This is a genomic window from Flavobacterium sp. (genome assembly GCF_003525665.1).
Lineage (GTDB): Bacteria > Bacteroidota > Bacteroidia > Flavobacteriales > Flavobacteriaceae > Flavobacterium.
The window spans coordinates 789-14,312 of the sequence record NZ_DQDX01000028.1 but is presented as its reverse complement, the minus strand read 5'-3'; the positions used below and the strand labels follow the sequence as shown (position 1 = coordinate 14,312).

Sequence of the window (13,524 nt, the reverse complement as noted above, 5' to 3'; positions counted from 1 at the left end):
TCCAACAAACAAATCAATATATTTTGAATATAAGAATCCCTTTACTTTTTTTTCTAGTTTTTTTCTAAAGGAATAACCAGCAATTGGTCTCGGATTGTGGTCGACAACTATAATTTTAGCAGTTGAAATTTGCTTCATTTTTCTAAAAATTGGAGAACAAACTTCAACAAAATGAGTTATAATAGTTGAATAATTTACTTGATTTTTTAAGATATAATCGGTAAAAAAATGAGCTACGTTTTCATAGTTACTTTCAATAATTTGAAGTTTTGAATAGTCGCCATGCACTGCTTTATTTGGAAAAAACCACTCAACCTCAATACTATTTTCTTTGCATTTTTTATCGAATAACCAAAAGAAATAGTCCATTCCGCCAACTCTTGTCGGTAGTAATTCATAATCACATAAAACGGCTATTTTCTTGGCTTTTACATCCATTTTAGTAAAGTTTCAGCTATTCGTTTACTTGTCCCGTTAAGTGGCTTTCCTATTTGAAGTTGATTAAACTGCACTCTAGCATCTTCCTTATCGTCTTCATTTTTCAGAATTTTGTTTATCGCAGTCAAATATTCTTCTTCATTTTTAACAATCCAGCTTGCATTTGAATCTACTAATTTAGAAAGATGTTCATATTTTAAAAATTTTTGGTCATTGAACATTCCATTATCCTCATTACCAAAAACTGGATTTATAACTGGCTTATTAAAAATAAAGGAATCCAATGTTATAGTAGACAAAACATTAATGTTTAAATCACAGTGTTCTAATAAGGATTTTAAATCATCTAAATCACTTTTTGATGGAACTCTTTGAGTCCAATTTTCTTGATGATTATCTCTTTTGACTTTCCAGTCAGGAAAATTCCATTTTATAAATGGATGCTTATCCATAATTGACTTAAATCGTTCTGGCTCTTCAACAGGCGATGTTCTAACAATTAAATTTACATCTTTAACAAGTTTTTTGTCGATGATAAATTGTGCTAATATTTCCAGATATAATGGATCATTTTTGCTACTAGAATCATTGCAAGTAAATAAAATTATCGGTTTAGTTATATCTAAATTAAATTTTGAAATCAAGTGATTTTTATCATATCCAAAATTTTCCATGACGAAAGGCTCAAATTGAGGTGTTCCAACTACTTCTACATTTTTACCATTAACTGAAGTATAAAATTGCAACAACTCGTCCTTCATTAAACTACTCCAAACAAGATAATTATCAAAATTTCCTGCCATTCTACCTTTGGATGCCAAATTATCCCAACTAAAAATGAACGCAGCCGTTTTTATCTTTAACTGCTCTGCGGCAAAAAGCAAAGGCGCAATAAATGGCGGTCTTTGATGTGTGAAAAATAACATTGCTATATCATTTTCTATTAATAAGTTGGAATAATCACTAGTGATTTTATTATTTTTAAAAGATTTTTGTTGCCAATAATTATAACGAAGAATCCATTTTTCTGAGTTGAAAAAAGCGGTGAATTTGGTTATCAATCGAGTTGCATAACCACGAGTTGTATGCGCTTTAGAATTATTTGTATTAAATCCATCTTGAATTCCAAAATTAGTAGGTCGATGCAACTGCAAGTGAGCTACTTCTTTTGATTTTCTTAAAAACCATGTCACAAAATTTTCATTAAAAACTTCTAGTTCAATAATTTCACAATCTACTATATAGCCTTCGTAAACAAATTTTGGCAGACAAGAAAAAATAGTGACTTTATCAAAATTTGCTTTAGCTTCTTTAATAAAATCTGTCAAAATAAAGTTTCTAAAACCTACACCATCAGTAATTACAACTCCTAAATTCTTCATTTTTTTTATTTTATACTTCCAATTCTACCTAGGTCCGAATGCATTCTATTGATATAAAAATTTATGTCTAATGCATTTTTTGAAAGAAATGATAAATTAGATTTACTACCATATTCTAAAGGATTTAAAAGCCAAGGAATTTCTAATTCATTTTCTGTTTTCCAATTATTCATTTCTAATTTCATTAAAATAGGATTATTGAATGAAGTTACAAAATCACACCACTTAAATCCCATTTCAAAAACTTGCTGAGTAGCTTTTTTTACATTTTTAATTTCTACAAAGCGAATTCCTCCCACTTCATTTTGAATAATTGCGGTAGAACCATCATCTAATTTTATTGATTTTAAATTTGGTTGCTCCCAAAAATGTCCAATAGGTTTATCAAAATTAGAAAAAAATGGAACTGGCTCTAGTAATTTTTGAATATTATTATCTGGAAAATCGGGATGTACTTTTAATCGTCGTTCCAAATTTACATAGTGATACCATTTCATCATGCGAAATAATGGAAAAGCATTTTGATTAACTGCAACTCCTATATGTTGCCTCCTAAATTGATTGGCAATTTCTACTAATTTAAAAAATTCATCACCATTTCTATGTCTACTATCAACAAATAAATTTAAACTAAAAATATAATCTTCAAAAAGCATTACACCTAAATGAGCTATAATTTCATCTTCATAAACACCTATGATTGCTCTTCCAAAATTCTCATTCCCATATTGCCAGTTCCAAAACTCTTGATTTTGTAAAGGGTGGTGTTCTCTATAAGCTTTTTTATAAAAAACAGACAACATTTCCCAGTCTGACTTTTCCGCAATTTTATAATTAATCATTTATATCTTTTTTCTATAATTTTTCCCTCCAATTAAATCATTACAATCAAATCTATTTAAAAGTAATCTATTACTCGTGTTACTATTAGTTCCTTTAGTTGTGGTAAAGCCAAATTTATATCCCAAATCACACGCAATTTCAGCAACTGTTTCAGTAGCAGTTTCTGGCGTTCCATAAGGATAAGAAACTAACTTAATGTTTGTACTAGCTAATTCTTCCAAATACTTTTTCGAATACTGTAGTTCAAATTTAATATTCTCATCCGCCAATAATCCTAGTGGATAATGGCTATGTGTATGACTTCCCAAACAACCTTTTTTGGCTAAATACTCTAAATCTTTTTCTGTCATGTACAAATTATCAAGAACTTCATTTTCATCAAAGTATTCTTTAAATATACTTCCAATAATTAACTCTTGATCTTTGAAATTTAATTTGAAATTCAACACATATTTTAAAATGGCGCTTTCTTTATCGTCAAATCGATAGGTTATGATTGCCTCTTTTTTATCACTTTCCGATAGTGCAATTTTAGTTGAAAAATCCATCTTTTTAAACATTTCCTTTGAAGAAATAATGGAGCGCAGTAAATGAATTTTATGAACTACACTGACCTTTTGCTCATTTCTATTGATGGAATTGGCAAAAAAAATGGCCTGTAAATTTAAATCTTCTAGAATTGGAACCGCGATTTCTATTTGCTCTTTTAATCCATCATCAAATGAAACTAAATAATAAGTATCGTTTGAGTTGAGGATACTTTCGCCATCATCAACTAATTGAGCTGGAGTAATAAAATCTCCAATATTTCTAATTGCTTTTAATTGTTTTTCAAAAAATAATGGAGTAACACCAAATATACTAGGAAATTTACTTTCAAAGTTTTCTCTGATATAGTGATAATTACAAACATTTAGCATGGTATAATGACGTTTAAATTTATAAAAAGCCAGTCAAAAAAAACCAACAACGCATCAAATGTTTTTTCAGCCTCAACTAAAAAATCGCTTAAAATAAAGTTTCTAAAACCAACGCCATCGGTAATTACAATTCCTAGTTTTTTCATTTGTAACCTATAATATCCTTAATCTTGTTTTTTATAATTTTTTTCTGTCGCTTTAAATCGTATTGTATTTTGGATTGAAGTGCATAGAAATATCCATAAACTTTAAGTTTCCAATACCGATTTTCTAATTTAAATTCATTTTCATTGTGCTCAATCCATCTTTTTGGAAAATAATCAGACTCATCATTTTTTTTTGAATATTCTCCATCAAAAATTTTCATTGGTCTTATTATTTTGGTCTCCTTCTTTTCTCCTAACCAAGCCATCCACCATGAAAAAGTGGAATTACTAACGATGTAATGATCAAATTTAGAACCCAAACACAATTGCTCAATTGGTTTTAAATTTTCGAGAAAAAAAACATTTGGCAAAAATGAAAAATGCTTTTTACAATAGGATATTGAATCGCTCGTAAAAATAATATTATATTCCTGAAGATTGTTAAATTGATGCAATAAAGCTGTTAAATAAAATTTATAAGAAAGTTGAAAATAATTGGGATTATTTACAAAATCACCTCTTCGAACAGTAACTAAAATGGTCTTTCTAGCAAATAAATAGTGGTACTTATCTAAAAGTCCAATTTCAAAATCTGACTTAAATTGGAATAAATTTTTATTTATAGATTGAGAAAAATAGCGCTCTGATTGCAACCATCCGTTTAAATCAAAATTACCATGTGAAACTTCCCAATCATAGTAATTAAAAGCTTTTTCTCTTAAAGAAGTCCAATTTTCGACAGAAGAACATTCTTTAAATTGAAACTCAAAATATTCAGAATACTCCCAAAATGGAAAACAATATTCTTGCTGATTTTTTTCGGCTATACCAATTGTTGAAGCAATTTGAAACAACTGATTGCCTAGATTTCCTTTCTTTCCAAGATTTGAATATGTAATCATTAGATCGAGTCTCTAAATTGCTTTTGATGATTAATCTTCCAAATATCCTTATTTTCAATGGCCTTTACAAATAACTGTGTACTATTTCCATCTCCAAAATTAGACTGTATGCTTTGAACTTTGTGTAAATCTATGGTTTTTAAAGCATCTAAAATACCTTCTGTTGAATAATCTACATTTATAATGTCGGCATGAACAGCTCTATTTTGTTGACGTGATCCAATATTTATTATCGGAATTCCATAATAAGGCGCTTCTCTAATTCCGGCGCTACTGTTTCCAATGATGAACTGTGCATTTTTAAGTAAGGTCAAAAAATATTCGAAACGCAAGGATGGAAAAATTCTAAAACGCATATTTTCCTTTAGTTTCAAATATTCATCAATAATAAACTGACTTCCTAAATCGTTGTTGGGATAAATAACTACATAATTATGAGTATCATTTTCTAACGCTGCAACAAAATTTTCGGCATACTTTTTCATATCATTGGCTTCGGTTGTAACCGGATGAAAAAGTACGATGGCAAAGTCGTCAAAATCAATTTCATAGTATTTTTTAACAATTTGAATATCAGGTAAATCATTAGAAAACATAATATCAATATCGGGCGAACCAATGGTGAAAATTGAGGTTTCCATTTCACCCATTTGAACCAATCTTTTAGCCGCTTCATTATTAGATACAAAATGAATATGGCTCAATTTAGAAACACTATGTCGAATCAATTCATCGACCGTTCCAGATAATTCGCCACCTTCAATATGTGCCACCAAAATATTATTTAACGAACCAACAATGGCTCCAGCTAATGTTTCTACTCTATCACCATGAACAATTATTAAATCGGGTTGCACATTTTTGCAATAAGCAGACAATCCTTCAATAGTTTTGGCAAGTGTCAAATCCATTGTGGTTTCGTGGGTATGATTTTCGAAAGTATGTACGTTTTTGAAATTACAGCGTTCAATTTCTATCAACGTATATCCGTATTCTTTTTGCAAATGCATACCAGTTACAAACACATGAACCTCAAAATTTGGATTTTCATCAACAATTGAAATCAATGATTTTATTTTACCAAAATCGGCTCGTGTACCTGTAAGAAATAGTATTTTTTTTATCTTATTCAAAATCAGAAAAATCTAATTGTTCGTCATTTTCTATATCGCGAAGCGCCGTTTTTCCGATTAAATCGTTAAAATGTTCGGCTAGAATTTTTCCAGTTCCTGGACGTTTTACCCAGATGTTTTCTTTGGGCAATTTCTCACCTTTTTCGATTTTGGCAATACTACAAACGGTTGCAAATGCAAAATCGATAGTTACTTGTTCTTCTTTGGCTGGTTCTTTGGTTCCGCCACGCATTTGCCACATTTCATTTGACGAAATAATCAATTCTTCTGTAGCTTTTTCGTCCATACTGCACACGATATCTGGACCAGTTCGTTGCATGTGATCGGTGAAATGACGTTCTAAAATACTAGCACCAAGAGCAACAGCACCAAGACAAGCATTATTATTTAAGGTATGATCGGACAATCCAAAAACCTTATCAGGAAAAGCTTCGTGCAACTGCGTCATCGCGCCAAATCGAACCAAATGAATTGGCGTTGGATATAAATTGGTTGTATGCAATAACGCAAGTGGAATATGGTGTTTATCAAAAATAGCAACTGCCTTTGCGACACTTTCAATCGTATTCATTCCGGTGCTTAAAATTACAGGTTTTCCAAAACTACAAATGTGTTCTAGAAGCGGATAATTATTGCATTCACCCGAACCAATTTTGTACGCCGGAATATCAAATTTCTTTAATCTTTCGGCAGCAGCACGAGAAAAAGGCGTTGAAATAAAAATCATTCCGATGCTTTCTACGTAGTTTTTTAGTTCCAATTCGTCGGCTTCGTTTAGTGAGCAACGTTCCATGATTTCATAAATAGAAACGTCGGCATTACCCGGAATTACTTTTTTGGCTGCGCCACTCATTTCGTCTTCAACAATATGCGTTTGATGTTTTACAACCTCAACTCCAGCGCGTTTTGCAGCGTCAACCATTTGCTTGGCAACAGCTAGCGAACCTTCATGATTAATACCAATTTCGGCAATAACTAAAGGCGGAAAATCGGGTCCAATTTTTCTTCCTGCGATTTCTATGTATGGGTTCATGAAAATAATCTTAGATTAATATAAATAATTGTAAATCAGTATTTTATTCAGTTAAAACTCTTAAAGTGTGCAAATTGAAAATCACATTTACAATTTGCACACTTTTTTTAAACTTTATGGCTTATTGCAAAGATATTCTGCATAATCGAAATCATCTTTTGTATCGATATCAACATTGGCAAAAATATGATTTACTAGGTAAGGAAATGCATTTTCGGTAATTATTTTATTGTCAAGAATTGCTTTGGCTTTTGAAATGTAAAGCAATCCGTTTTCATAATAAAGTGGCTCTAAATCTTGGCTTCGCTGACCGATTTCATAATTGAAAGGAACAAATTTATCGTTACTAATCTTACCTAATTTATGATGGTTTTTCGAAACGGTAAATAAACTATCAGAATTGCTTTCTACAAATTTCTCAAAGCATTGTTTCAATAGATTTTCTGGTCGCAACGGATTCGTTGGTTGCAATAAAATTACATTCGCAACGTCTTCGTTAATCACTTGTAAAACGTGTTGAAGTATTGTAATTGTTGGTTCTAAATCGCCTGAAATTGCTTCTGGTCTATCAATTACTTTTGCTCCAAATTTAAGTGCAATTGCTTTAATTCTTTCGTCATCGGTAGAAACATAAATTTCATCAATAATTTCAGTATTGGCTTTCGCAAATAAAATGCTGTGCACCAACAACGGATAGTCACCCAACAAAAGAATGTTTTTATTGGGCAATCGTTTCGATCCACCACGCGCTGGAATTATTGCTATTGTTCTACTTTTCATCTTCGGGTTTCCAATAAAGTTGTGTTGGCGGTAATTTTAATAACGCTTGATATTCATTTTTTGTCAATCGGTTGCTTTGTTTTAGCAATTTAGGAAAATTAAAAATAACATCAAATAATGCTTGAATAATTCCGAGTGTTGCTTTAAAATCACCTTTGAATGTTTTTGTTTTTATTTGAATCCACAAAGTATACAACAACTTTTTAGGAATAACCGAAAACGGATAAAACATAAAATACAGATACCAACCCGAACGGAAACTTCTTCGCAATCGCAATTGATAATCTTGATTGTTTTTCCTAGCTAAAACATCAACTCTATGATGCACTAAAACCGATGGAAGATAATGAATCTCAATATTTTTTTTAAACAATTGATAGGCTGCAAAATCTTCTTCGCCATAAAAAATAAACCAATCGGGATAATTTGGAATTGATTTCCATGATTCCATTTTCCAGGCATGACCACAACCTACAAATCCTTTTACACGTTGCGGATTGTCTAAAGTTTTCGTAGAAGTTGGATTATTTTTACCCCAAAAAATCCTAAAACTTACTACACCACAATTTGAATTTTCTAAAAAATAGTTTTCTATTGCTTCTAATGGATTGTCTGATAAAAAATGAGCATCATCGTCTAGCGAAATGGCATATTTTGCTGTAGTTTTTCCTAATAATAGATTTCTACTGAATATCAAACCTTTGGAAATTTCGTTTCTAAAAACTATAATTTTCGGATAATTTTCTTTGATGTAATCAAAAGTTCCATCTGTAGAACCATCGTCACAAATGATGCATTCTACATCTTGTCTTTCTATTAAATAGCTGATTTTATCTAATGTAAAAATTAAATCTTGTAGTCTGTTTTTGGTGGTTAATAAGATGGAGAAAGTACAACTCATTTACTTTTGTAGAATATTGAAAATAGTTTTTTTATTATCTTCTTTTTTAAAGTATAAAATCTATTCTTCAATTTTGAATTAAATAAATCCGTGGATAAAGTAGATGTTAACACGACACTTTTAAAATTTTCTTTTTTGAGATTATTCTCATTTACAGTTAACATCCAATCTTCTACATTGTTCCCCATATGATAGGCGAAATTATTGAAAGTTGATAATCGCAGTTTTCCAGACATATCAATTGGAACATCAACATAATTATGTTCAGAATTACCACCTACAAGAGTTAGAGAAGGATTTGAAGGTGATGTAGTAAATAGAATATCACGATCGATAGTCAATACTTGATGCGCACTACCTACAATTCCCTTGCATCCATTACTTTCAACAACTGGCCATTTATTATTTTCATTTGTATCTAAATCCCAATTTATACTTTCTAAAAATCTATTATAATTAACAAAATTTTCAGGTATTGCTCTATAGTAAAACTTTATTTTTTTAAGTAAAATTTGCTTTAAAACAGAACTTGTACCAGCAAAAACACCTGTTCTAACAGGAATTGGCGAAACAGATCCTACATTTTTAAACGAAGCAAAAACTTCTTCTACTTTTTCTTGCCATCCATTTACAAATAAAATATCAGCATCTGTTAGTGTAATGTATTGTTCTCTTGATGCTCTTGCTGCACCAATTTGCGCATCAATTTTACCGATATTTGTATTGTGCGAAACCAACGTATCAATTTTTTTTTCTTTTAAATATATATCCAAAAGAGTAGACACTTTTTCAAAAGAACCATTATTGACTACTGTTATCGCCGCTTTGGAATTTATTGTAGAAATTATCGAGTCTAGACATGTTTTAAAAACAGCTAGAGATTTTTCATAAAATCCTTGTTCATTTGGAATGTAAACAACAAGTACAATTCTATGATGAGTTGTCATAGTAATTTTCCGTTCCTCTTTTTGAGGATTCATTCCTATTCTCATATTGAAAGAATTATTGTTTGTTATCCATTAAAAAAAGATTTCCTAAATCTCCATATATTACAGATTTTGCCACCAATCTATAATCTTCGCTCTGTAAATAATTTACAATTTCTGATATAATATCATGCTGAATTGAGACACTGCTTTCAACAAGAATAACCTTTGGTCTGTATTTAATCCAGTCGTTTGATTTTAAAACTTCCAGATCTAAACCTTCTACATCTATATCGAAAAAATCCAGCCTATCGCCATTCTTGATATTATTATCCAAAATAGTTTTTAGGTTGTAAATTGGAATATCGGTAACTTTCTTTACATGCGATTCTAAATTATGTTTTTCAAGAAAAGCATGATTCAATGTATTCATTGCACTGTAAGTATCATTCATTTGATAGTAAGAAAGTTTTCCTTCATTTAATCCAACACCACAGTTAACAAAAATATCTTGAGGTCTAAAAAAATCAAACATTTTTTTTAATTCTGGATTTGGATCAATGCAGATTCCTTTCCATCCTCGTAAATTAAAGTAATAAGTATTTGATGCTTTAACGGGATGCCAACATCCAATATCTACATAAACTCCAGGATTTGTTGCTTTTAAAAGTTTATAAAGTTGAATATCGTCACCACCACCTTGTGAAAAACTGATATTATATCTTTTATAAATTTTCCGCCTGATTATTTCCTTAATTTTTTCTAGCATTTTTTACTTTTATTTTTTCAACAATGATTTCAATAAAATTTATCTTTCTTCAATCCAACTAAGTTAAGTAGTTCGGCCGTTAACTCTGTCTAAAACATTATGAATAAATATTTTAAACGACTCCCATATTTCTTTATGGTATTTTTTTATTGCTAAAAGCTCAAATGTCATCATTTTTAACAAAATGAAGGACTGCCGTCTTAAATAGGTTGTTTTATAATGACTTATTATATTTCGGTATTGATTTATAATAGATTGGTCAAAAAATCTATTATATTTTCCTTTAAAATAAGTTTTCATCTCTTTTAACTGAGCGATATGTGCATATTTATATTCTAATTTATAAAAAAGAGTACGTGTTGCGCTACTTTCATTTAATCTATAAGTACACATATTTTCATTAATCAATCCAAAAGTTCCATATTCAAATAAAATAAGCTGCAGTGCTAAATCGCCGTGCATTGCAGTTGCAAAAAAATGAGGAAGTTTTTTTTCTTTTAGAACATTTACAAACATCATACTTGCAGATGGAATCAACCATCTTTCTAAAATATCGGTTCCGGTATAAAATTTTTTATGGTACTCTTGAACAAACATTTTTGATTGATTGGTGAATTCGTCATAAATTGTTGCATTATGAAAACATAAAGAACATTGCTTATTTTTTTTAAAAAAATCTACTTGCTTTTGGAGTTTTAATTTATCAGTCCAGAAATCATCACCTTCACAGACAGCAATATAATCTCCTTGACTCTTCTCTAAAACGAAAATAGAATTTGGCATCATTCCTAAATTCTTTTGTTGATTAAAATATTTAATACAATGTGCTTTAGGATGCGTCTTTAAAATAGTTTGAATTACAAAATCGGTTTTGTCTGGAGAACAATCGTTTGAAATTATCAATTCAAATTCAAAATTGCATTCCTGCATCAACACACTATTTATCGCTTCTTCAATGTATTTTTCGTGTCCATACGTAATCATACAAACGCTTACTAAAGGTGAGTTTGTATTTTTTAAATTTGAAAGAGTAGCTTTGTTTTCCATTACTTATTTGTAAAAATAGTTTCAAGCTTTATTTTAAAATTTTCATCTCCAAAATAATCTCCAAAAGGAGCAACAGTTTCGGTAGAAACCAAACTAGTGTTTATTAGATTTTCTAGTTTTTGTTGCACTTCTTGAGGATTATCGTAACTAGCAATATACTGTTGGTCTTTAACATGTTGTCGCAATTCGCTTAGTTGTGGCGCAATTACCAATATTGGTTTACCAATAGCGGCTAAAAATGGTGCTTTACCAACTAATGTATTACTGTAAAAAGGACCATTCTCTAGAATAATATTTATTGATGCTTCGTTCACTTGCTCGTAACTTGAATTAGAAAAATTTAAGCAATGTAGCACTTTGATGTTTTCATCATCCTTGTATTTTTCAAATAATCTAACAAAGCCATCACCATGAATTCTAATGACAAACTCGGAGTTTTCTTGAATTACTTTGTTGCTTTTAACTAAATTGAAATAGGCTTCCAAAACAACATCAATGTTACGTCCAAACATTAAAGCACCTTGATAGGAAATTAGTGTTTTTTTATTTTTCTTTAGTGAATGACTGTTGTCGGAAAAATCAAAAACTTGTGCACTGTATTGATGTGGAATGGTATAAAACTTTTTTCTAAATCCAAACAAAAAAGCCAAATCATTGGACAATAAAGTAGAAGGACTGATGCATGCTTTTGCTTGAGAAACCACGTCATACATTTCTTTAATTTTAAAAAGTTCTAAGGTAGTTAACTTTTGTTTTCCACCAGGATACCAAAATAACGGATAGGGATCGTGAAAATTGATAATAGCTTTTTTAAGAATAGGCAAATCTTTACAAGCCAAAATTATTTCATAATCTAAACCTGCACTTCTAATAAAAACCTGATCGTATGCAGTGTAATCTAGTTTAGAAATGTAGTTTGCATAACATTTTTGGATGTATTTATTTTGTAATGATTCATGAAATAAACGCCAATAAAATTTATTTAACCATTTCGTTAATAACGGAATTTTAATATTTACAATATGTTCTTCGATAGAATTTACAGGTAATAAATGAAGATGTGCTTCACTTGCATAAGTTTTTAGATACACCACATCAATAATCGCTTCTGGATACGATTTTCTTAATTTGGCAATAAACGACCTTGAAACAATACCTTCGCTTGTTCCTGATGTTCTAAGATCTTGCGCTATTACTAGAAATTTCATCTTGAAGTTTATATTTTTTAGTTAATTTATTTCTTTTACGTTTGGCTCTTAAACGATTAATTGGCAATCGAATTTTTAATGAAAAGTAAAAGATACGCCATTGTATTTCTTTTAAAAATGACAGTTTTAGCGCTTTTAAAATTCGGTTAAACAAATTGTACTCTCCAAAATTATAGGAAACAACTATAAAATATCGGGTTATAAAATAATTTAATAAATTTTTCTTTTGCAAATTTTTCACTGCTAATTCCATTGCATCTGCATAGGAACTTCTATGTAATGAATTATTATTTAAATATTCACCGGTAAGTGAATTAGTATGTTTTCTAGCATAAAATAACACTTTGCTAATTGTAATTCCATTAAATCCAGCTGAAACAATTCGCGCATAAAGTTCCCATTCCTCTCCATAAAATATGTTTGAGGCAAAATGATTTTCTTTAAAACATTCCTTCTTCCACATTACAGAGGTGGTTATTATTTGTAATTCATTAGTTAACATTTTGAGAACGTCTTTTTTGACTATAGGAAATTGTGTATAGGTTTTGGAGAGATCAAAATTATAATGAAAATCTTCAAAAAAAACATTTCTTTCGTATCTACAGAAATAGATATTCTTATTTTTTGTTAATTCATCTATACAAATTTCTAAGTTTTGCGGATGCGGAATATCATCATCGTCAAAGAAACTAATAAAAACACCCTTTGCTAGATCTAATCCATAATTTCTACAACCTGATGGACCTTTGTGATAATTACCAGGACGTGAATAAAATTTAAAACGATTGTCCTTTTCAATAATTGGAGCAATAATTTCTTTAGTATTATCAGTTCCGCCATCATCAATAATTAAACATTCCCAATCTGCAAATGTTTGGCTTTGAATAGCTGCCAACGTTTCGGCAATAAAATTTGCTCTGTTGTAGGTTGCCATGATGATAGAAACTTTAGGCTTGGCCATTATCTAAATATAGATTTTATTAAACGTAATGGTTTTAAAATAAAATTACCAATTTTAAAATCAATTTTATTTCTGATTTTTATGTTGCTTCTTTTTTCTAATTCAATCGTATTTAAAAAGTTATCAATCATTCCA

14 protein-coding genes and 1 pseudogene are annotated in these 13,524 nt (G+C 30.0%); all 15 read right to left on the bottom strand.

Annotated features, from left to right (window positions below):
• A pseudogene (locus tag DIU01_RS01830) lies at positions 1-438 on the bottom strand (group 1 glycosyl transferase); the annotation flags it as partial.
• A complete protein-coding gene (locus DIU01_RS01825; RefSeq protein WP_290831555.1) occupies positions 429-1,820 on the bottom strand; it encodes a hypothetical protein in 1,392 nt (463 codons plus the stop codon). The pseudogene DIU01_RS01830 and the gene DIU01_RS01825, both read right to left, overlap by 10 nt.
• A 5-nt stretch (positions 1,821-1,825) precedes the next feature.
• Entirely contained in the window at positions 1,826-2,662 is an 837-nt protein-coding gene (locus DIU01_RS01820) for a hypothetical protein (protein WP_290831554.1), read from the bottom strand.
• Positions 2,663-3,583 carry a polysaccharide deacetylase family protein gene (locus tag DIU01_RS01815; RefSeq protein ID WP_290831553.1) on the bottom strand — a complete coding sequence of 307 codons (921 nt, stop codon included), beginning with the start codon at positions 3,581-3,583 and terminating at the stop codon, positions 2,663-2,665.
• Positions 3,577-3,729 carry a hypothetical protein gene (locus DIU01_RS01810; RefSeq protein WP_290831552.1) on the bottom strand — a complete coding sequence of 51 codons (153 nt, stop codon included), beginning with the start codon at positions 3,727-3,729 and terminating at the stop codon, positions 3,577-3,579. Before DIU01_RS01810 ends, DIU01_RS01815 begins: the two co-directional genes overlap by 7 nt.
• Positions 3,726-4,631, bottom strand: a complete 906-nt coding sequence (locus DIU01_RS01805) for an alpha-1,2-fucosyltransferase (RefSeq protein WP_290831551.1) — start codon at positions 4,629-4,631, stop codon at positions 3,726-3,728. The genes DIU01_RS01810 and DIU01_RS01805 overlap by 4 nt, the downstream gene beginning before the upstream one ends.
• Positions 4,631-5,755: a UDP-N-acetylglucosamine 2-epimerase gene (neuC, locus tag DIU01_RS01800; RefSeq protein ID WP_290831579.1), complete on the bottom strand. Its 1,125-nt coding sequence runs from the start codon at positions 5,753-5,755 to the stop codon at positions 4,631-4,633. Before neuC ends, DIU01_RS01805 begins: the two co-directional genes overlap by 1 nt.
• A gap of 1 nt (position 5,756) precedes the next feature.
• Positions 5,757-6,797, bottom strand: coding sequence for an N-acetylneuraminate synthase family protein (locus DIU01_RS01795; RefSeq protein ID WP_290831550.1), 1,041 nt, complete (start codon positions 6,795-6,797; stop codon positions 5,757-5,759).
• A gap of 114 nt (positions 6,798-6,911) precedes the next feature.
• Positions 6,912-7,577, bottom strand: a complete 666-nt coding sequence (locus DIU01_RS01790; protein ID WP_290831549.1) for an acylneuraminate cytidylyltransferase family protein — start codon at positions 7,575-7,577, stop codon at positions 6,912-6,914.
• Complete coding sequence (locus DIU01_RS01785) at positions 7,567-8,478, bottom strand: glycosyltransferase family 2 protein (protein ID WP_290831548.1); 912 nt, start codon at positions 8,476-8,478, stop codon at positions 7,567-7,569. Before DIU01_RS01785 ends, DIU01_RS01790 begins: the two co-directional genes overlap by 11 nt.
• On the bottom strand, positions 8,475-9,425 hold the full coding sequence (locus DIU01_RS01780; RefSeq protein WP_290831547.1) for a glycosyltransferase family A protein: 951 nt from the start codon (positions 9,423-9,425) through the stop codon (positions 8,475-8,477). Before DIU01_RS01780 ends, DIU01_RS01785 begins: the two co-directional genes overlap by 4 nt.
• Positions 9,426-9,480: 55 nt before the next feature.
• Entirely contained in the window at positions 9,481-10,173 is a 693-nt protein-coding gene (locus DIU01_RS01775; protein WP_290831546.1) for an FkbM family methyltransferase, read from the bottom strand.
• A 63-nt stretch (positions 10,174-10,236) separates the two neighbouring features.
• Complete coding sequence (locus DIU01_RS01770) at positions 10,237-11,220, bottom strand: glycosyltransferase family 2 protein (protein WP_290831545.1); 984 nt, start codon at positions 11,218-11,220, stop codon at positions 10,237-10,239.
• Positions 11,220-12,428, bottom strand: a complete 1,209-nt coding sequence (locus tag DIU01_RS01765) for a hypothetical protein (RefSeq protein ID WP_290831544.1) — start codon at positions 12,426-12,428, stop codon at positions 11,220-11,222. Before DIU01_RS01765 ends, DIU01_RS01770 begins: the two co-directional genes overlap by 1 nt.
• A complete protein-coding gene (locus tag DIU01_RS01760; protein ID WP_367221636.1) occupies positions 12,397-13,389 on the bottom strand; it encodes a glycosyltransferase family 2 protein in 993 nt (330 codons plus the stop codon). The genes DIU01_RS01765 and DIU01_RS01760 overlap by 32 nt, the downstream gene beginning before the upstream one ends.
• Between the last annotated feature and the right edge of the window lie 135 nt (positions 13,390-13,524).